Origin of the sequence: Micromonospora sp. DT15 (assembly GCF_049841475.1) — a bacterium.
In the GTDB taxonomy this organism is placed as follows: Bacteria; Actinomycetota; Actinomycetes; order Mycobacteriales; family Micromonosporaceae; genus Micromonospora.
This window is the reverse complement of sequence record NZ_JBNCKJ010000006.1, coordinates 379,219-398,757: the sequence shown is the minus strand read 5'-3', so window position 1 is coordinate 398,757 and position 19,539 is coordinate 379,219. Positions and strand designations below refer to the sequence as shown.

The window sequence follows — 19,539 nt, the reverse complement described above, 5'->3', positions numbered from 1 at the left end:
GAACGGCGGATGTCCACCGGGAGCACTGTCGGTTAATGGTTCCCGTCCATTTCGGAAAATGGTCCGCCCATCAGCGCTGGCGGCGGTCCGCCCGAGCGAGGGAAATCGGGACGACGGTAATTTCCCGGCCGTCGGACAGCTCCTGTCGCGGTGTGCCCTCGACGAATCGGAAACGTCGGTTCATCTGTCGTACGACGGTATTGTGGCCGAGCACCTCGCCGTCGAGTCGATCCAGGTGCAGCCCGTCGAAGGCGTACTCGACGGCCTCCCGCATGACCCCCAGCCAGGCCGGCAGCGTCTCGCCCCTGGCGTCCAGGCCGTCGGCGTCGAGATAGAAGCCCCACGCGCCGGTCCGCGGGCCGTCCAACCGCAGGTCGGAGAAGGTGACCACACCGCAGGGCCGGTCGTCGCGGACGTACACCAGCACCCGCCGGGACGGGTCGTCGCGGACCGCCGACCACCAGCGGGCGTGCTCGGGGGCGGTGATCTCGTGGCTGGTCTTGCTGACCTGTCGATTGGTTTCCTGATTACGCCAGGACAACATCAGATGAACGTCGTCCGCCGTCGCTTCGCGCAGCACGTGCGTCTCGCTTTCCTAGCCGTTCACGTCGTGTCCCGGCACCTTACCTGGGCCTACCGGGAAATCAGATATGCATTCGTTGGGTTGTAGACTGCGGCGCATGAACGAATTGAGTCGCGCGCAGATCCGCGACCTCATGGCTCAGGTGCTGAAGAATCAGGACAAGGAGCTGCCCGCTGACGACGCGGCGCAGTTGCGGGAGATCGGCTTCCGGTCGCTCGACTTCTCCGAGCTGGCCCTGCGGGTGGAGGACGAGACGGGGGAGGAGCTCAACTTCGACGCCCCCGGGCTGCGTCGCATCGCCACCGTCGGGGATGTCCTCGACTTCCTCGTCGAGCTTCAACACCAGTGACCGTCGCGACGTCGCGCCACCTGCCCCCCGCCAGCCCGGAGCCAGCCGGTGTCGACAACCGGCTCGTCGTCGGTGGCGCCACGCTGGCCTGGCGTTCGCTGCCGACGCCCACACTGCCCGACCCGGCGGCGGTGCTCGCCCGCTCGGCCGTGCACGCGCTCACCGCGGCGCGGCAGCACGCCGTGCACGGCACCGAGTTGCTGCTCAGCACCGCGAGTCGGGTCGACGCGGTGATGCGCACCGAGCTGCTGGAGGCCGGGTTCACCGTCGGCGTCCTCGACGACGACGGCGTGCACCCGAGCGCACCGGCCCGGCCGCGAGCCGCCGAGCCGGGCCGACTCTGGCTGCTGACCTCGGGCTCCACCGGGCGTCCGAAGCGGGTCGGGCACACCCTCGACACGCTGACCACAGTGCGGGCCGACCAGCCCGACCGGACCTGGCTCTGCCCGTACGCCCCGGGCACGTACGCCTGGTGGCAGGTCGTCACCCTGTCGCTGACCCAGCCCGGCCAGCACCTGGTGGTGGTCGAGCCCGACGAGTTGGACGACTGGCCCACCGTCGCGGCCACCCACGGGGTGGACGCGGCCTCCGGCACCCCGACCTTCTGGCGGCGCACCCTCTACCGCGACGCGGAGGCCCTCGCCCGGGTGCCGCTGCGCCAGATCACCCTCGGCGGGGAACCGGTGGACCAGGCGATCCTGGACCAGCTGCGGGAGGTCTTCCCTACGGCCCGGATCTCCTGGATCTACGCGTCCTCCGAGGTGGGGGCGTCCATTGTGGTGCACGACGGGCGGGCCGGGTTCCCGGTCGACTGGCTGGGCCGGAACACCCCGGGCCGGCCGACGCTCTCCGTCCACGACGACGAACTGGTGGTCACCTCCCCGTACCACGGGGCCGGTCTCGCCGGCCCGATCCGCACCGGGGACCGGGTGCAGGTGCTCGACGGCCGGGTGCTGATCACCGGCCGACTCGACTCCGACGAGATCAACGTCGGTGGTAGCAAGGTCTCCGCCGGTGTGGTCCGCGGTGTGCTCGCCGGTCATCCGGCGGTGGCCTGGGCCCGGGTGACCGGCCGCCGCGCCCCGGTGCTCGGGCGGATGGTGGTCGCCGAGGTGGTCCTCGGTCCGTCCTCCGTGGACACCGACGAGGCCGCGCTGGTCCGCTGGTGCGCCGACCGGCTCCCCGAGCACGCGGTGCCGCGCCGCATCCGCGTCCTGACCGACATTCCCGTCAAGGAGACCCTGAAGAGCGATGTCTGAGCCAGCCGACAACCAGCTCGTCCCGCCCAGCTCCGTGGTCCTCGTCTCCGGCGGTTCCCGTGGCCTGGGCCTGGCCATCGTCACCGACCTGCTCGACGCGGGCGTACGCGTGGCCGCGTTCGCCCGCACCATCACCCCGGAGTTGGAGAAGCTCGCCGCCGAGCACCCCGACCGGGTGCACGTGGGCTCGGTGGACGTCACCGACCTGCGCGCCGCGCAGAGCTTCGTCCGCGAGGTGGAGCAGCACCTCGGCCCGATCGACGGCATCGTCAACAACGCCGCCATGGGGCAGGACTCGCTGCACGCGCACACCGCCACCGACGACATCGCCCGGATCATCGAGACCAACCTGACGGCCCCGCTGCAGCTGACCCGACTGGTGATCCGCCGAATGCTCGCCAAGGGGTTGCGCGGGCGGATCGTCAACATCACCTCGATCTGCGGGCAGCGCGGTTTCCCGGGTCTCGTCGCGTACTCGGCCACCAAGGGCGGCATGGACGCCGCCACCCGCTCGCTCGCCCGCGAACTCGGCGGCCGGATGCTGGTCAACTCGGTCGCGCCCGGGTTCTTCGCCTCGGAGATGTCCGCCGTGCTCGGTCCGACCCAGCTCGACCAGATCGTGCGCCGCACCCCGACCGGTCACCTGACCGAGCCGGTGGAGGTCACCCCGGTCGTGCGGATGCTGCTCCGGGAGCACACCAACATCAACGGCCAGGTCATCGTGGTGGACGGTGCCGCCGCCATCTGACCTGCGGTCGGTTCCCCTGCCTGTGCAACCGGCGCGGCGGATCGACCGTACCGGGCCGGCCCAGTCGTCGGGGACGGGCGGCGGGGCCACGCCGCGTCCGGTGCCCGGGCTGCTCGCTGCCGCCGAGCAGCATCTGCGCATCGGTGCCCCCGCCGACCTGGCCGACGCGGTTACCCGTAGCCACCTCGACGACGGCCGTTGCGTCGGCTGGTACGGCCCGCAGACGCCCGGTTGGCGGGTGGCCATCGACGCGGAGCGCACCGACGCCCCGGTGCCGCCGGCGCTGGCCCGCCGGTTCGGCGCCGGTGACTTCTGGGCCCGGTGGACCCGCGCCGAGTGCTGCTGCAAGCTGGCCGACGTGCCGGTGGCGGCCTGGTGGCGGCGTCACGGCCTGGGTGCGCCGGCCGACGGCTCGGCGGTCTGGCGGACCCTCCGGCTGGCCGACCTGGTGGTCACCGTCGGCTTCGCCGCCAACAGCCGAGCTGCCGCCCCCAACGTCCCACCCCGCCAAACCCACCCCGCCCCCTAACACGCACCCCACCCCACCCCACCCCACCCCGCGCCCCACCCCACTCCGTCGATCATGGAGTTGTGGTGCCTCACAAAGCAGGCACCGGGGGTCTTAACGACCACCACAAGTCCATGATCGACGCGGGCAGGCCGGGCCGGGCCGGGCCGGGCCGCGTACGGGTGGGGGTGGGGTTGGGGGTTAGATCTGGTTCCAGCTCAGGGGGGTGCCGCGGGGGACGTCGGTGGTGAAGGTGCGGCCCAGGACCCGGTCGATCTCTACGGGTGCCAGCCCACCGGCCGGCCGGATCGAGCGGACGTTGTGTGCGGTCACCGGATCGCCGGCCCGGACGTCCTCGACCACGAAGAGCGACCGGCGGAACCGGAGCCCTTCCCGCTCCGCGGGGGTCGGTCCGATCGCGGTGCCACCCAGCGCCTCGAACGCGCGGCCGGACTCGGCGACCAGGGCCGCGAGCTCCGCGGGGTTCAGGGAGAAGTCCGAGTCCACACCGCCGTCTGCCCGGTCCAGCGTCACGTGCTTCTCGATGAAGCAGGCACCGAGCGCCACCGAGGCGACCGCCACTCCGATGCCGGGGGTGTGGTCGGAGAGCCCGACCGGCACGTCGAACGCGCCGGCCAGCACCGGCAACCGGCGCAGGTTGCTGTCGGCCGGCGGGGCCGGGTAGGACGCGGTGCAGGCCAGCAGGACGATGCCCGCCGCGCCGCCGGCCCGGGCGGTGCGCACGGCGGCGTCGATCTCGGCGACCGTCGCCATTCCGGTGGAAATCACCATCGGTTTGCCGGTGCTGGCCACCAGCCGGATCAGCGGCAGGTCGACAAGCTCCGACGAGGCGATCTTGTACGCGGGCGCGTCCAGCGACTCCAACAGCTCCACGGCGGTCGCGTCGAACGGCGACGAGAAGACGGTCAGGCCACGCTCGCGGGCCCGTTCGAAGATCGGGGCGTGCCACTCGTACGGGGTGTGCGCGCGTTCGTAGAGGCGGTACAGGTTCTCCCCGCCCCACAGCTCGTGCCCGCTGGAGATTCGAAAGGCCGGGGTGTCGACGTCGATGGTGATCGTGTCCGGCCGGTACGTCTGAAGCTTGAGCGCGTGCACCCCGCTCGCTGCCACCGCGTCGACGATGGCCAGCGCCCGGTTCAGATCGCCGTTGTGGTTGCCGGACATCTCGGCGACTACGAACGGTCGCTCCCCGGCACCGACCGCGTGCGGTCCGATCTTGATTGTCGCTGTCATTCCGACCTCTGCTCAGGTACGCCCGCACCGGGGTGCGGTGGTGCTGTCGTCGTCCACCCGGCGGGCGGACGACCTGGAAAATCAGGACGCCGGGAGCAACCCCGGCTCCCGGCGCGCTCAGCGGTGGGGGCGATCACGGCAGCCGGCCGCCGGCCAGCGCGTCGCGCCGCTCCGGCGCGAGCCCACCGTCGCGCGTCGACCCCGCGCTCGCCCCTCGCCCCGAATCCTCGTCGGCGGCGAGCGAACCACCCCCGGCGCCGCCCACCGGGCCGGATCGACGCAGGCGACCAGCGACCCGATGGGCCTGGCGCAGCGCCGAGTACGCCACCCAGTCACCCCGCCCGACGAGGCGGTGCTTGAGCCCGGTCACGCCCGGGGGCAGCGGGTAGCCGCCGGTGGGCAGGTAGCGACGGTAGTGCGCGGCGGCCCGGTGGAAGAAGCCGCGCCGCAGGTGTGGGTGCAGCCGGCCATCGTTGCCCACCACCACCAGGTAGTGGCTGATCATCAGCTCGAACAGCTCGGCCTGCAACCGCTCGTCCGGGTGCTTCCGGGCGACCCAGTCCATCAGTCGCTCGTACTGGGCGAAGGCGTCGAAGTGCCGGCCGCTGCGGGTGGAGGTGATCGCGCCCTGGCGGCCCTGGCGGTACAGGTAGCAGACCCGGTCCAGCACGGAGATCTTCTCGGCCCCGATCAGCAGGGGGTGGCTGAACGGGATGTCCTCGTACCAGCCGGGGAAGAACCGCAGCTCCAGCTCGTCCATGAAGTCCCGGCGGACCACCTTGTTCCAGGCGGTGTGCTGCACCCGCAGCAGTTGCGGCTGGTCGGCCAACCGGGTCACGCCGGTGATCCCGCGCAGCAGCGGGCTGCTCGCGTCGATTTCCCGCCGGCCGTCCTCGTGCACCCGCAGGTGGTCGAGCATCAGCACGTCGGGCTGGTGCTGGCGCAGCCGGTCCAGCACCGCGGCGATCGTGCCCGGTGGCAACCAGTCGTCGCTGTCGACGAACCAGACGTACCGGCCGTCGGCCACGTCGAGCCCGGCGTTGCGGGCCAGCCCCAGACCCACGTTGCTGCTCAGGTGCACGACGCGCACGCCGTCGCGGCTGACCGCGTACGAGCGGAGCATGTCGCCGCAGCCGTCCGGGGAGGCGTCGTCGACGGCGATCAGCTCGACCGCGTCCGACTCGCTCGCCGGGATGTCGGCCCGGATCGACTCGAGGCACTGGTACAGGTACGCCTCGACGCCGTACACGGGCACGACGATGCTCAGCAGCGGTGCGTGCGTCGGCTCATTGACCACGTCCGCCACCTTCGACGACCCGGGTGGCCGGCCCCGGAACCTGACGTTGCCGCCGATGGTGGACTCTCTGAACTCCCGCCCAGCGGGAGGTTAACGCCGAACCGGTGGGCGGTTTCCAGCCCGGGGAGCGCGGGGTCATGGGGCGGGTGGGATGCGTCCGGTTCACCCGGGAGTGACCCGGTAGGGTGCCTCGGTGCGGCCCTGCCGGGTCGTCGTGGGCGTCGCCGTCGCGCCGTCCGACGCCGCGCCGAGGAGGCTACGACAGTGCTGGTGACCCTGCCGAGCGCCGGGATCCCGGCATGACGAGCGTCGCCGCGACGTCGGCCGCCCGGCCCGCACCGGCCCCGCCCCGGCTGCCCTCGCTGACCGGGCTGCGGTGGATCGCCGCTCTGCTGGTCTTCGGCTTCCACGCCGGCACCATGCGGATCATCGCCGAGCCGGACTACAAGGCCGTCATCGACGCGCTGTTCACCCTCGGTCTCTCCGGGGTGCAGTTCTTCTTCATCCTCAGCGGTTTCGTGCTGGTCTGGTCGGCCCGCGAGGGCGACTCGCGGCGTACGTTCTGGCGGCGACGGATCGCCAAGATCTACCCGAACCACCTGGTGCTGTTCGTGGCGACGCTGGTGGTCGCCTGGTGGTTCGCCGACCCGGTCCTGCCGGCGGCGGCGTTGGAGAACCTGCTGCTGTTGCAGGCGTGGGATCCCCGGCCGGGCTGGTTCTACAGCATCAACACCGTCAGCTGGTCGCTGTCCTGCGAGTTCTTCTTCTACCTCTGCCTGCCGCTGGCGCTGCCGCTGCTGCGCCGGGCCCGGCCGAAGCTGCTCTGGGCGCTGATCGTCGCGCTGCCGCTGCTGATCCTCGCGCTCTGGCCGGCACAGGAGTTGGTGCCGGAGGTGAGCCGTTGGTGGTTCACCCAGATCTTCCCGCCGGTGCGGTCGCTGGAGTTCTGGTTGGGCGCGGTGGCGGCCGAGTTGATGCGCCGAGGGCTCTGGCGCGGTCCCAAACTGACAGTGGCCAGCGGAATCTTCCTGGTCACCTGGGTGGTGGCCGCGCAGTGGATCCGCGCCGAGCTGTGGACCACGCTGCTCGCGGTCGCGTACCTGTTGGTGATCACCGCTGCCGCGGACGCGGACGTGCGGGGTCGGCGCTCGCCGTGGCGGTCCCGGCCGCTGGTCTGGCTCGGTGAGGTCTCGTTCGCCTTCTACCTGGTGCACGTGCTGGTGATGACGACCGTGCTGCGGTGGAGCGGAACCTGGGGGATCGGCTTCGGAGGCTGGCGTGGCCCGGCCGTGGTGCTCGGTTTCCTGGCGGCGAACCTGATCCTCGCCGGGTTGCTGCACCGCTTCGTCGAAACCCCGATGATGCGTCGGCTCGCGCCGCGCCGCGCGGCCCGTCCAGCACCCGTCCCCCGTCAACGCCCGGCCGGCGACGACGACGCGCGAGACCCCGCGAGCATCGCCCGCGGCGAGGTCGACGGACCTGCCGGCGAGGCCGGTCAGGCCGGCGGTCGATCAACCTACGTCGACCTGCGCTGACGGCGTCCACCCTGGTCAAAGGGGTCGGCGCGGCGTGATCCGACACGCCCGTGGTCGATGCGCACGGGTTGGCGCGAGGCGTAGCGTGGGGACGTGCTTCCGGTCGCGTTCACCTGTCCGCTGTGGTGGGTGGCGCGCTGGGCGACTCGGGTGCTGACCAGCCTCGCCGTCGTCGCGGCCCTGGCGCTCGGCGCAGGCCCGGCCACGGCCGCCACGTCGACGCCCGGCACGGGGCCCACGTCGAGCGTGGTGCCGACCACTGTCGCCGGCTCGCTGGCGGCCTCCTGCCGACACGCCGCGCCAACGGGGTCAACCGTCATCAACGCCGGCCGTGCGCAGGGCGACGATGGTGCCGACGCCATCGGGTCGGGGGCACACGGCGCGGCCCGTCCGGCCCCGGCGAAGGCCACCGAGGAGTCGGTCCCGACCTGGTCGGTCGACTCGCCGGTGGCGCTCCCCGGCGATCAGGGCACCAGCGCGGCCGGCGTGCTGCCGGCCAGCGCGGCCGAATCTGACCGGCTGCCCCTCGTCCACAGTGCGAGCGGTCGGGCTTCCCGGGCCCCACCCGGGCGCTGAGCCACCGGGACGACCGTCCCGCCGCCGCGCCCTGTCGACCCACCCGCTCCCTGACCCGCCGACCCCGTGCCCGCCGTGGCCCGCTGGTCGGCGCGGCTTTCCATCGCACTGCTCTCTCTCCCCGAGGTGCCGACCATGGAGACCGTCGTCTTCTACCAGTTCGTGACCGAGGTGCCGCGGGCCGCCGCCATCTGGTCGACGCTGTTCCTGCTGACCCTGGGCCTGCTCACCGTGCTGGCCGCCCGCCCCGAACGGGCTCGGCCGACCGGCGACCCGGTCCCGGCCGGGCCCACCGCCCAGGAGTTGGCCGCCGCCGAGGCCGTCGACAGGCGCCGCTACGCCGAGGAGGTGGCCGTTGCCGCGGCCCGCGCGGCCACCACCGCCAAGCGGCGGCGTGCCGCCTGGCTGACCGCTCAGGAACAGCTGGAGCAGGCCTGGATCGGGTACGACGAGGCGGACGCCGCCGCGCGTCGCTTCGCTGGCGCGGGGGCACTGCCCACCCCGCAGACCCCGCACACCCCCGCCGAGTACGCCGCCCGGGAACGCTATCTGCACCGGGCGGCGATGGCGGCGTACTGGCGGGGCGACCTGACCATGGCGCAGCTCGGCGACGTGTTCGGGCACCGGCGCGGCTGGGATCCCCGGCGACACCCGGTCGAGCAGGAGGTGCTGATCAGCCGGGTGATCCGGGATGCGCGGTCGACCGACTACCAGGTGGCCGCCGACCGTGAGCGGGTCGCCTGGCGCGACGCGGAGTTGGCCGCCGAGTCGGCTCGTGCCCTCGCCGAGGAGGCGTACGCGGCGGCGGCCCGGCTCCGTCCGAGCGTGGCCCCCGCGCGCCGCACGGTCGCCGGGGCGTTGCGTCCCGCCGTCGTGGCACTGTGGCGCCCGGCCCGGGTGGGTTGAGCCCAATCCGTTATGTGAGGCCGGTCACCCAATCGGGAAATGGGACGTCCGACGCGATCGACGGGATTGTTCCCGCGATTGTGGCCGCGTTCTTTACGGCCTGTCCGGTTGTCGCCCGTAGGCGTCGCCGTAACTGGTTGTCCCATCGAGTCACATCATCGGCATTACGCGCAGAAATTGTGGCGCCAATTGGGGTTTACGCAGGTGAACCTGGCTTGGCAGGGCGTTGGGACGCCAGTAGTGTCGTCCCGTCCGGTGCGGTAACCGATCGCAAGACGCGACGCCGCATCGACCCGCTTAATCGTGATCAACGAACCGGGGACCCACCAGTAAGTCCGGGGTGAATCCGCGAGCCACGGCCCGCGGTAGGGCGTCTTCCCGCCCGAATCCGTCAGCTAACCCGGTAGGCGGTGTCGGAAGGAGTCCCATCCTCGTGCAGCACCTTTCCACCCCTCGGTTGTTCCCTCGCCTCCACGGCGCGGCGGTGCACCCGCTCATTCGTCGCGTGACGGTGAGCTGACCCCCGGGTCATCGCCTTTCCCGCCCGGCCGATCCGGGCGTTCCCCTGAGCGGTTCACACCCGCGGACCACTGTCCGCGCGCTGGCGCCTGCCCGAATACCGGTCCGGCCCCGGTGTGCCGCTCTCCCCCCGATCCGTGGAGGACCCCGTGAAGCACACCCTGCAGCGCCAGCTCCGTCGCCTCGCCACCGAGCGCCCGTACCAGATCGTCGCCGCCTCCGCCGCAGCCCTCGCGATCGCCACCACCACCGGCGCCCTGCTCACCACTGCCGACGACGCCCCGGCCGGCCAGCGCACCGCGACCACCGTCGCCGAGATGCGCAGCGACGTCGCCGCCTCCCGCAGTGAGGCTCGGGACGCGTCCCCCTCGGCCAGCGCCGCGCCGACCACGGCCGCCCCGGCCACCAGCGCCGCGTCGCCCGCCGCCAAGGCCAAGAGCAACCCCGACCTCACCCGTAAGCCGACGCCGCCGAAGCCCCCCGCGACGAAGGTGCTCGACTACGACTACGAGGCGCAGAACACCTACTACAACTGCGGCCCGGCGGCCACCCGGAACGCGCTCAGCGCCGCCGGCATCGACCGCACCCAGGAAGAGCTCGGCGCCGAACTGGGCACCACCGAGATGGGAACCAACTCGGCCGAGGACACCACCCGGGTGCTCAACGCCGAGGTGAAGGGCTCCCCGTACCGGACCCGGATGTTCCCCGGCGCGCCCAGCCCGGCCCAGATGGACCGGCTCCAGGCCGACGTGGTGAAGGCCGTCACCGACGGCCGGGGCGTGGTGGCCAACGTCGTCGGGGACGCGGTCGACACCGACGGCGGGTGGCACTCCTACGGCGGTGGGCACTACATCGCCGTGGTGGGCTACAAGGACAACGGTCGCACCGTGCGGATCGCCGACTCGGCGAACCCGGCCGACCCGTCGTACTGGATCACCACGATCGACCTGGCCAACTGGATCACCAGCCGGGGCTACTCCGCCTGACCCGGGCACCCTGACCGCCGCGGGCGCCGTCTCCCACAAGGGGCCGCGCCCGCGGCGTTTGTCCGCCCGGCCCGCCATCGACGGCCCTCGTACCCGACCGTGAACCGTGGGAGACTGCGGCCGTGGTGGATGAAACGGGTGGTCACACCGGCCGCGGGCCGGTCCTGCTGCTGCTGCACGGCATGGGAACGACCGGGGACGTGTGGTTGCCCTGGGCCCCGTACCTTGAGCAGCACTGGCCCGGGCGGTGGCTGGCACCGGACCTCGCCGGCCACGGCTGGGCGTCGCCGCTGCCGTCGTACTCCTTCGCGGGCTTCGCTCAGCAGATCGCGCGGGCCCTCGTCCCCGACGACCGGCTGGTCGTGCTCGGGCACTCGCTGGGTGGGGTGGTCGGCCTGGCGCTGGCCGCCCGCGATGCCGGAACGCCGGTGGACGCCGTGGTCGGGCTGGGCATCAAGGCACTCTGGTCACCCGCCGAGCTGAGCCGCGCCGCCGAGCTCGCCGCCCGACCGGTGAGCTGGTTCGCCACCCGCACCGAGGCGGCTCGCCGCTACCTGCGGGTCGCCGGGCTCACCGGTCTGGTCCCGCCGGACCACCCGGTGGTGGAAGCCGGGCTGCGCCAGGTCGACGGCCGGTGGCGCCTCGCCATGGACCCGGCCGCCTTCGCCGTCGGCGAGCCCGATCTGGCCGCGCTGCTGGCGGCGACCGACGTGCCGGTGGTGCTGGCGCGCGGGGAGAACGACCCGATGGTCACCGACGAACAGCTCAAGGAGTATGGCGTACCGGTCGCCACGCTGCCCGGTCTCGGACACAACGCGCATGTGGAGGACCCGGCGGCGGTGCTGGCGCTGCTGGATCCTTACCGCTGAGCGGCTATGCCGGTGCGGTCGCGGTGAGCGCCTCGGCCGGTGCCAGCTCCCGGCGGGCGGCGGCCAGGAACGCCTCGGCGTACGACTCGGCCGGGAAGTCACCCAGGTAGCGGCGGCGGGTGGCCCAGCGGGCCTCGGCCAGCGGGTCGGTGTCCAGCAGTGCGGTCAGCACGTCGTCCAGGTTGGACATGTCCCGACGCAGCACGTAACCCGACCCGGCCAGCGGGAACCGCTCCACGAACCGGTCGCCCTCGTCGCCCATGTCGGTGACCGCGTACGGCTTGCCGGAGTAGAGGAAGTCCGAGATCACTCCGGACACGTCGGAGACCAGCGCGTCGGCGGAGTTGACGCACTCGGTCAGGCTCAGCTCCCGAGCCGCCGCGCCGACCACGTGCTGGCGGCCGGTGCGGGCCCGGTCGGCGACGAGCAGTTCGGTCAGGCGGCCCAGTTGCCGGGCCGATGCCGGGTTCTGCGTGGTGTACGGGTGGGCTCGCAGGATCACCGTCGCGCCGCGTTCCAACAGTCGACGCAGCAGGCTTTCGGCCACCGGTAGCGAGCAGTAGTCGGCGTCGGCGTGGTGCCCGGTCCAGGTCGGCGTGTAGAGCACCGTCGGGTGCGCCAACCCTCTTGCGGGCTCCGGGCGCACCTCGATCGACTCGACCTGTGGACGACCCACCACCACGAACTTGTCGGCCGGGATCTGCACTCCGGCGCGGGCGTACCTGTCGATCGCCGCCTGCCCGGCCACGAAGATCCGGTCGAAGATCCCCGACACCGGGTTGGCGCTCGGCGCCTTGTCGCTGTCGCCGTGGTGCAGCTGGATGTGGGTGAGCTGGGTGAAGCGGACGCAGTGGCTGTTCTTCGCACCGTGGTTGACGTAGAACGCCGCCCGTAGGCTCGGCACCAACGCCTGGTCCATCGCCCCCAGGGTGGGGCAGTAGACCACCGGCGCGTCGGTGGCCGCCGCGATCGGGGCCAGGAACTCCGGCTCACGCAGCACGACCAGGAACGGTCGGCCGATCCGTTCCAGGTACGGCAGCCACATGGTGACCTGGTATTCCGAGCCCGGAGGCGCGGAGAAGTAGAGCAGGAACTCCGGCTGGTGCCGGCGCAGCGCGGCGGCCACCGGCCCGCCACCGGCGCGTGGCCGGAACCGTCGCCGGGCCAGGTCCAGCGCGACCGCACCGGCGCCCGCCCCGACCAGCAGGCTGGCGGCCAGGGCCACACCGGCCGGCAGGGCGAGCGCGGCGGCGAGCGCCAGGGCGGCGAGCAGCCCGAGCAGGGCCGTGCCGAGCCGGTCGGCGATCAGCGGCGTCCAGGCGCGTACCGGCAGGTTGGCCGTCCGGATCTCCAGACCGCCGGCGGTGCGCAGCGGCCCCACCAGCAGCACCAGACCCAGCAGGACCAGCCCGGTGGCGACCAGCGCGAGGTTGAGCCCGTCGTCCAGCCGCCGGGAGTAACCGACCAGGATCGCCGCGGCGATCAACGCGGTCTCCGCCACCAGGTCGGCGCCGGGCCGGATCCGCTGCTCGGCGGCCGAGGCGGCCAGCGCGGCGACTGCCAACGCCAGCCCCCAGCCGGTGGCGCCGGTCAAAGCCAGCACGACGAAGGCCAGCACGGCCAACCCGGTGGTCAGGCACCGGGCGGCCAGCTTTCGGACCAGGTCGCCGCGCATGTCGCTCCGTTCGTGGTTCGGCAGCCGTCGGCGTCAGTTGGCGGACGTCGCGCCGGCCGGTGCCTCGACCCGACCCGGCCCGGACTGCGCCGGCACGGTCGGCGTGGGCCCGTCACCGGGTGCCCGGCGTACGTCGATCACCTGACCGGTCAGGTCGGAGATCAGCACGTCCAGCGACGACTGGGCGACGGCCTCAGCGGCGAGCAGGGTGTGCTCCGGCTCCTCGCCGAAGGCCCGCGTCCGCATCGGGGTGGCGGTGCGCTCCGGGTTGATGCAGTTGACGCGGACGCCCATGTCGGCCCACTCGTCGGCGAGCGCCTGGGTGAGGTTGACCAGGGCGGCCTTGGTGGCCGAGTAGAGCGCGTAGCGGGCCCGGCCCCGGGTGTAGGAGCTGGAGGTGTAGAGCAGCAACTGGCCCTTGGTCTGCTGGAGGTACGGGAGGGCCTGGCGGGCGATGGTCACCGGGCCGACGAAGTTGACCTGGAGCAGCCGGTCCATGGTCTCCTCGTCCATCTCGGCGAGGGCGCCCTTCTCCAGGATGCCGGCGGTGACCACCACGTGGTCGATCCGGCCGGTGGCCTGGAAGGCGGTCGTCAGCGCGGCCTCGACGTCCTCGGCCCGCTCCACGTGGGTGCCCGTGCTGGAACGGCTGAACGGGAAGACCTGGGCGCCGTAGCGACGGGCCAGCTCGGTCAACTCGTGGCCGATGCCGTAGCTGCCGCCGAACACCACGATGGTCCGGCCGGTCAGCTCCTCGCTGTAGCTGCGGTGGTCGGTCAGCCGGGGAGCCTGCGCGGCGGCGAGCTGGAAGAGCTTGTCCGCGAGGTGCACGTCGACCGGGTGGGTGACCTTGATGTTCTCGTCCGAACCGTCGATCACCTTGATCGGGGTGCCGGGAAGGTAGCGCAGCACCACGCCGCAGTCGTCGGTGGCGGCGAAGTCCGGGTCGTCCTCGGCGATCTGGTACGCCGCCCGGATCGTGGGGGAGCGGAACGCCTGCGGAGTCTGACCACGGCGCAGCCGGGAGCGCACCGGGATGTCGGTGATGCAGTCGTTCTCGTCGACCTGGATGATCGTGTCCGCGGAGGGGATGGCCACGTCCACGGCGTCGTAGCTCCAGAGCGCGTTGACGCACTCGCGCACGATCCGGCCGCTGAGCAGCGGGCGTACCGCGTCGTGGAAGAGGATGTTGCAGTCTTCCGGGCCGACCGCGTCCAGGGCGATCCGGGTGGTGGCGTTGCGGGTGTCACCGCCCTCGATCACCTTGGTGACCTTGCGCAGGCCGGCCTTCTCGACGATCTGCTGGGCGTCCTCGACGTGGCCGGTGGCCATCAGCACGATGATCTCGTCGATCTCCGGTGCCGCCTCGAAGACCGTCAGGGTGTGCTCGATGATCGGCTTACCGGCGATCTTCAGCAGCTGCTTCGGGATGCCGAGGCCCAGCCGGGTCCCGGTGCCGCCGGCCAGAACCACCGCCACTGTCCGCGAGGGCCGCCACGGCGTCGGGGTTCCCGCTTCGGCGTCCGGGCCAGGGGTCTGGTCCTGCGTCATTGCCGGATCCTCACTCTCAGATGCGTTAACGGAAGGTTCCGCCCGAGCGGCGACGGAATGAACCTTAACGCGCGGACCGCGTCGCCCCAACGCGGGCGACGCGGTCCTCAGGCGCCGTGTCGATGCCGGACGTTCGCCGGAACTCTACTTGCTGTTCGCGTACGCCTCGTACGCCCGGATGACCTCGTCGGTGGGGCCGTCCATCCGGATGACACCCGATTCCAGCCAGATCGTCCGTTCGCAGGTGTCCCGGACGGAGGAGAGCTGGTGGCTGACCAGGAACACCGTCCCCGCGCCCTCCCGCAGCTCCCGCACCCGCTGCTCGCTGCGCTTGCGGAAGCCCTTGTCGCCGGTGGCGAGCGCCTCGTCGATGAGCAGCACGTCGTGCTTCTTGGCGGCGGCGATGGAGAACCGCAGCCGGGCCGCCATGCCCGACGAGTACGTCCGCATCGGCAGGCTGGCGAAGTCACCCCGCTCGTTGATCCCGGAGAAGTCGATGATCCCCGCGGCCTGCTTGGCCACGTCGTCGGGGTGCATGCCCATGGCCAGGCACCCGAGAACGACGTTGCGCTCCCCGGAGAGGTCGTTGAGCAGGGCGGCGTTGACGCCCAGCAGCGACGGCTGACCCTGGGTGTGGATGGCGCCCCGGTTCACCGGCAGCAGGCCGGCGATGGCCCGCAGGATGGTGGACTTGCCGGAGCCGTTGCTGCCGATCAGCCCGATCGCCTCACCCCGGTACGCGGTGAACGAGATGCCCTTGACCGCGTGCACCTCCCGGACGTTCGGCGCGTGGGTGCGCTTGACCAGCCGGCGCAGCGCGGCAACCGGCGTGGTGCCACCGGCGGCGCCCTGGTGCACCCGGTAGATGATGTGCGCGTCGTCCACGACCACTGTCGGGATGCGCTCCTGGGTCCGGGTCATCGTCGCGCTCGCCTCGATGGGGGCGTCGAAGTGCTCAACCACGGCCATACTCCTGTTCGCCGCGCCAGAAGTAGATGAAACCGCCGATGCCGGCCACCAGCGCCCAACCGGCGCCGACCAGCCAGAGCTGGGTCAGCGACTCGTTGAGCAGCGGTGCCTCCTCGAGCAGGGCGTAGCGCGCCAGCTCGATGTAGACGAGCAGCGGGTTGTACTGCACGAGGGTCGTCGCCCAGCCGGGCAGCCGGTCGAAGAGGGTGACGCTGTAGAGGACGCCGGAGCCGTACATCCAGGTCCGCATGATGAACGGCATGACCTGCTTCAGGTCGCTCGACTTGGAGCCCAGCCGGGCGACCAGCAGCACGACGCCGGCGTTGAACACCGCCTGCAGCAGCAGGGCCGGCACCAGCAGCAACCACTCCCAGGTGAGCGGTTCGCCGGTGGCGAGCACGATGCCGACCAGGACCACCATCGAGGCCAGCAGTTGCTGGAACTGGGTGATCGTGGTGGACAGCGGCAGGCTGGCCCGGGGGAAGTGCAGCGCCCGGATCAGCCCCAGGTTGCTGCTGATCGACTGGGTGCCGGCCAGGACCGCGCTCTGGGTGAAGTTGAAGATGAACAACCCGGTGGTCAGGTAGGCGATGAAGTTCGGGATGCTGTTTTGTGCGAGCACCACCCCGAAGATCAGGTAGTAGACCGCCGCGTTGGTCAGCGGGGTGAGCACCTGCCAGAGCTGACCCAGCTTGGCGTTGCTGTACGAGGCGACGAGCTTGGCATTGGCGTACGCGGCGATGAAGTGCCGGTAGGCCCAGAGTCGGCGGCTGTACTCGACGAGGCTGGGACGCTCACCGGCGACCCGTAGCCCGTGCCGAGCGGCCAGCTGCGCCTGGGTCAGGCCCGTGTCGGGGTCGACCAGCGCGGTGGTGGCCATGGAAATGGCGCTCCGATCTTTCGTGCAGACGGGGGTTGCTCGCGACGATCGAATCCTAGTGGGAAATGTGCGCGGGGCGCCGCCTCGTCGCTGCGTGGACAGTAGTCCGAAACACGTCGGGACGCAACCGTACCGTCGTTGCGCTACGCTGTCCGGCGTGACCTGCGATAAGAGCCCTCGATGACCACCGAGAAGAGGCGGGCGCCGGCCGGCGCGGCGGTGCTGCGCGACGAGATCACCACGGCGATCCGGCGGGCGCTGATGCAGGAGCTCGCCGCGGTCGGCTACGGCCGGCTCTCCATCGAGGCGGTGGCCCGGCGGGCCGGCGTCAGCAAGACGGCAATCTACCGACGGTGGAGCTCGAAGCTCGACCTGGTGCTGGAGGTCGTCGCCGCCGCGGCGCATGGCAAGCTCCCCGCACTCGACACCGGCACGCTGCGCGGTGACCTCGCGCTGCTGTTCCAGGTGGTGGCGCATGCGCTGCGCCACCCACTGGCGTCGCAGATCATTCCGGATCTCCTGGCGGAGGCCGCCCGCAACCCCAGCATCGACGCGACCCTGCGTCAGGTGCTGCACGCCCGGCAGCAGGAGATCGGCGGTCAGCTGGTCACCCGTGCCGTGCAGCGTGGCGAGCTGCCCGCCGGCACCGAGTTGGACGCCGCGATCGACCTCATCGTCGGGCCGCTCTACTGGCGGCTCGCCATCGCCCGCCTCCCACTCACCGACGACTACCTCGACAACCTCGTCGAATCCGTGGCGGCCGGGCTCGGCGCCGACAGCGTGCTGCCCCGCCCCCGGGCGGCCCCGATGGCGGGTTGACCGCCCTCCGACACCCGGTCGCCGGCAGCACCGGTCTCCCTGCCCGATTCCGCTACGCTGCCCCCTTGACACCCGGCCGTCACCGTGCCGATGCCCCTCATCCGCCTGACGAGTAAGGACGCCCGTGGCCAACGTCGACAGCATCGCCGTAGCGCCCGCCGAACCGGATCCGACGCCGCGGCCCGGGCAGGCATCCCGGCCCGCCGCCCAAGGCGGGCTGTCCCGGGTACGCGCGCTGGTGGCCGTCGCCCCGGCGGTGCTCACCGACGGCGCGGTGATCGCGTTCGCGCTCTTCACCGTGCTCTATCACCTGGCTTTCCTGGGTGACCTGCGTCCGTCGGTCACCTTCCGGATCTGGCTGGTGGCCTGTGTGGTGCTCGCGGTCGTGGCCGTGCTGCGCGCCCGCCGCCGTGCCCCGGCCGGCAGCACGCCGGCCGACAGCGCGCCGGCGGCACAGGAAGAGCCCGCAAGCGCGCGGCCCGCCGCCGACCGTCGCCTGCTCGTCGGTGTGCTGGTCGCCGCCGCCGTGGCCGCCGTCTCCGCCGGTCTGGCCAACACCAGCGTCAACGTCTCCTGGTGGATCCCGGCCGTGTCCGGCCTGCTCGCGGCCGTCGGCGGGCTGCTGCTGGTGCGCCAGGCATGGCTGAACGGCCCGACGCCCACCCCTGCCGCCCCGGCACCCACCCCGGCGCAGTCGGCGTACGCGCTGGTCGTCTCGGTCCTGGTCGGCATCTCGTCGTTCTTCATGGCTCGCAACACCCCGGACGACGTCTACTACGTCGGCAAGTCGGTGTGGATCGCCGAGCGTGACCTGATCCCGCTCAACGACTTCCTGTTCTCCGAGAACGTGCTGCCATCGATGGGCTCGCAGCCGCCCATCCCGTCGATCGAGGTGTTCGACGGCGCGTTCGCCAACGTCATCGGCATCCACGCCAGCTCGGCTCTCTGGTTCGTGCTGCTGCCGATCATGGCGGTGCTCGCGGTGCTGGCGCTGTGGCGGCTGACGCACCGGTGGGCCCCGCGCCGTCCGGTGCTCGCCTTCACCGTGGCGATCGCGTACCTCTACCTCGTCGCGGGCGGGGACGCCGCACTGGGCACGTTCCACCTTCCCCGGCTGCACGAGGGCAAGGGCATGTTCGTCTCGGCGGTCATCCCGCTGATGTGGCTCTACCTGACCGAGTGGTTCGACAACCGGTCGCGGCGCAGCCTGCTGCTCATCGTGGCGCTCTCGATCACCGCGATCGGGCTCACCAACACCGCGGCGATCATCCTGCCGATGCTGGTCGGCGCCGCCGGGTTCGCCATGCTGCTGGTCGGTCGGTGGAAGGCGGCCGTGGTCGCGGCGGTCGCCGCCCTCGCGTACCCGATCGGCTCGCTGGTGGTCTCCCGCCTGGTGCTCGGCGGGATGAGCGCGACCGGCGCGGACGACGCCTTCTTCGACGCGGCGTACACCTACCGGCGAACCCTGCTGTTCGGCGTGGTCGGGGTCATCAGCGGTCTGGCGCTGTGGTGCGGCGCGTTGCTCGCCCGTCGGCGTACGCCGGCCCTGCTCGCCGCCGGCGCCGCCCTCGCGCTGAGCGTGTTGTTCGTGCCCGGTGTGCTGGAGTTGCTGAGCGCGTTGAGCGGCATCTCGGTGGTGCTCTGGCGCGTGCCGTGGCTGCTCGCGCTGCCGACGCTGATCGGTCTGCTCTGTACCGTGCACGTGCCGGCACCGACTCCGGCGCTGCGCCGGGCGGCGTCCGGGGGGATCGCGGTGCTGCTGGTCGCCTCGTTCGCGTTGTTCGCCACCCCGATGTGGTCGCCGAAGAGTTGGGTCGACGTGCACGACCGCCCCACCTGGAAGCTTCCGCAGCAGCGTCAGGCGATCGCATTCTGGATCAAGGGCCTGGACCGTCCGCAGGGCCTGCTGCTCGCCCCGAAGACGATCATGCGCACCACGCCGATCGTCACCAGCGAGGTCCGGGTTGTCCTGCCCCGTGACTTCTACCTCGTCGAGTACGACCTCAACTCCCAGTTCGCGAAGGACCGACTGCTGCTCGCCGGCTTCGCGGACGGCGCCGACAGCCCGACGCCGGCCGAGTTGACGCCGGCACTGGACCGCCTCGACGTGGGCACCATCTGCGTCTACAACGGCAACCGGTACGCCCGCGAAACCGTGCCGCAGCTGGGCTACCAGGAGTTCGCCAAGCGCAAGGCGCCCGGTGCGATGACCTGCTTCCGGCGGATCGGCTGAGCGCTTCACCCGCGCCGAGCGCC

Annotated in this window: 18 protein-coding genes and 1 riboswitch; of the genes, 11 read left to right on the top strand and 7 right to left on the bottom strand. The window is 71.8% G+C overall.

Translation table 11 applies throughout. The features are described 5' to 3' along the window. Nucleotides 1–70: 70 nt before the first annotated feature. Nucleotides 71–580, bottom strand: a complete 510-nt coding sequence (locus ACLQ3F_RS16460; RefSeq protein WP_425849791.1) for a GNAT family N-acetyltransferase — start codon at nt 578–580, stop codon at nt 71–73. Nucleotides 581–680: 100 nt separating this feature from the next. Here ACLQ3F_RS16460 and ACLQ3F_RS16455 point away from each other — a divergent pair, with 100 nt between their 5' ends. The 4 genes from ACLQ3F_RS16455 to ACLQ3F_RS16440 all read left to right on the top strand — a co-directional run bounded on the left by ACLQ3F_RS16455 (nt 681) and on the right by ACLQ3F_RS16440 (nt 3,468). Then, nucleotides 681–932, top strand: coding sequence for an acyl carrier protein (locus tag ACLQ3F_RS16455; RefSeq protein WP_091401397.1), 252 nt, complete (start codon nt 681–683; stop codon nt 930–932). Beyond that, the gene (locus ACLQ3F_RS16450) at nt 929–2,191 is read left to right on the top strand and encodes an AMP-binding protein (RefSeq protein WP_425849789.1); all 1,263 of its coding nucleotides are present in this window, start codon (nt 929–931) and stop codon (nt 2,189–2,191) included. Before ACLQ3F_RS16455 ends, ACLQ3F_RS16450 begins: the two co-directional genes overlap by 4 nt. After that, complete coding sequence (locus ACLQ3F_RS16445; protein WP_355007098.1) at nt 2,184–2,939, top strand: SDR family NAD(P)-dependent oxidoreductase; 756 nt, start codon at nt 2,184–2,186, stop codon at nt 2,937–2,939. The genes ACLQ3F_RS16450 and ACLQ3F_RS16445 overlap by 8 nt, the downstream gene beginning before the upstream one ends. A 100-nt stretch (nt 2,940–3,039) precedes the next feature. Further along, nucleotides 3,040–3,468 (top strand): hypothetical protein, encoded by a 429-nt coding sequence (locus ACLQ3F_RS16440; protein ID WP_425849788.1) that lies wholly within the window; start codon nt 3,040–3,042, stop codon nt 3,466–3,468. 180 nt (nt 3,469–3,648) lie between these two features. On the opposite strand, the gene pseI is transcribed toward ACLQ3F_RS16440, so the two are convergent. Further along, entirely contained in the window at nt 3,649–4,701 is a 1,053-nt protein-coding gene (gene pseI, locus ACLQ3F_RS16435; protein ID WP_425849785.1) for a pseudaminic acid synthase, read from the bottom strand. Nucleotides 4,702–4,834: 133 nt separating this feature from the next. Then, nucleotides 4,835–5,998, bottom strand: coding sequence for a glycosyltransferase family 2 protein (locus tag ACLQ3F_RS16430; RefSeq protein WP_425849782.1), 1,164 nt, complete (start codon nt 5,996–5,998; stop codon nt 4,835–4,837). A gap of 299 nt (nt 5,999–6,297) precedes the next feature. On the opposite strand from ACLQ3F_RS16430, the gene ACLQ3F_RS16425 reads away from it, so the two are divergent. The 5 genes from ACLQ3F_RS16425 to ACLQ3F_RS16405 all read left to right on the top strand — a co-directional run bounded on the left by ACLQ3F_RS16425 (nt 6,298) and on the right by ACLQ3F_RS16405 (nt 11,389). Continuing rightward, complete coding sequence (locus ACLQ3F_RS16425; RefSeq protein ID WP_425849779.1) at nt 6,298–7,533, top strand: acyltransferase family protein; 1,236 nt, start codon at nt 6,298–6,300, stop codon at nt 7,531–7,533. A gap of 93 nt (nt 7,534–7,626) precedes the next feature. Continuing rightward, nucleotides 7,627–8,109: a hypothetical protein gene (locus ACLQ3F_RS16420; RefSeq protein ID WP_425849776.1), complete on the top strand. Its 483-nt coding sequence runs from the start codon at nt 7,627–7,629 to the stop codon at nt 8,107–8,109. 135 nt (nt 8,110–8,244) lie between these two features. Then, nucleotides 8,245–9,015 (top strand): hypothetical protein, encoded by a 771-nt coding sequence (locus ACLQ3F_RS16415; protein ID WP_425849773.1) that lies wholly within the window; start codon nt 8,245–8,247, stop codon nt 9,013–9,015. Between the two features lie 284 nt (nt 9,016–9,299). Then, nucleotides 9,300–9,440, top strand: a riboswitch (cyclic di-AMP (ydaO/yuaA leader). 231 nt (nt 9,441–9,671) lie between these two features. After that, nucleotides 9,672–10,520, top strand: a complete 849-nt coding sequence (locus ACLQ3F_RS16410) for a C39 family peptidase (RefSeq protein ID WP_357261542.1) — start codon at nt 9,672–9,674, stop codon at nt 10,518–10,520. A 122-nt stretch (nt 10,521–10,642) separates the two neighbouring features. Further along, the gene (locus ACLQ3F_RS16405; protein ID WP_425849770.1) at nt 10,643–11,389 is read left to right on the top strand and encodes an alpha/beta fold hydrolase; all 747 of its coding nucleotides are present in this window, start codon (nt 10,643–10,645) and stop codon (nt 11,387–11,389) included. Between the two features lie 4 nt (nt 11,390–11,393). Here ACLQ3F_RS16405 and ACLQ3F_RS16400 read toward each other — a convergent pair whose 3' ends face one another. From ACLQ3F_RS16400 to ACLQ3F_RS16385, 4 genes are all read right to left on the bottom strand, one after another. Continuing rightward, nucleotides 11,394–13,064, bottom strand: a complete 1,671-nt coding sequence (locus tag ACLQ3F_RS16400; RefSeq protein ID WP_425849767.1) for a CDP-glycerol glycerophosphotransferase family protein — start codon at nt 13,062–13,064, stop codon at nt 11,394–11,396. Between the two features lie 33 nt (nt 13,065–13,097). Further along, nucleotides 13,098–14,615 (bottom strand): D-ribitol-5-phosphate cytidylyltransferase, encoded by a 1,518-nt coding sequence (locus ACLQ3F_RS16395; protein WP_425849765.1) that lies wholly within the window; start codon nt 14,613–14,615, stop codon nt 13,098–13,100. Between the two features lie 144 nt (nt 14,616–14,759). Then, nucleotides 14,760–15,536 carry an ABC transporter ATP-binding protein gene (locus tag ACLQ3F_RS16390; RefSeq protein ID WP_036412239.1) on the bottom strand — a complete coding sequence of 259 codons (777 nt, stop codon included), beginning with the start codon at nt 15,534–15,536 and terminating at the stop codon, nt 14,760–14,762. A 34-nt stretch (nt 15,537–15,570) separates the two neighbouring features. Further along, a complete protein-coding gene (locus ACLQ3F_RS16385) occupies nt 15,571–16,464 on the bottom strand; it encodes an ABC transporter permease (protein WP_355007110.1) in 894 nt (297 codons plus the stop codon). A gap of 180 nt (nt 16,465–16,644) precedes the next feature. On the opposite strand from ACLQ3F_RS16385, the gene ACLQ3F_RS16380 reads away from it, so the two are divergent. Continuing rightward, nucleotides 16,645–17,283 (top strand): TetR/AcrR family transcriptional regulator, encoded by a 639-nt coding sequence (locus tag ACLQ3F_RS16380; RefSeq protein WP_357200059.1) that lies wholly within the window; start codon nt 16,645–16,647, stop codon nt 17,281–17,283. A gap of 124 nt (nt 17,284–17,407) precedes the next feature. Next, nucleotides 17,408–19,516, top strand: a complete 2,109-nt coding sequence (locus ACLQ3F_RS16375; protein ID WP_425849762.1) for a DUF6077 domain-containing protein — start codon at nt 17,408–17,410, stop codon at nt 19,514–19,516. Nucleotides 19,517–19,539: the final 23 nt, after the last annotated feature.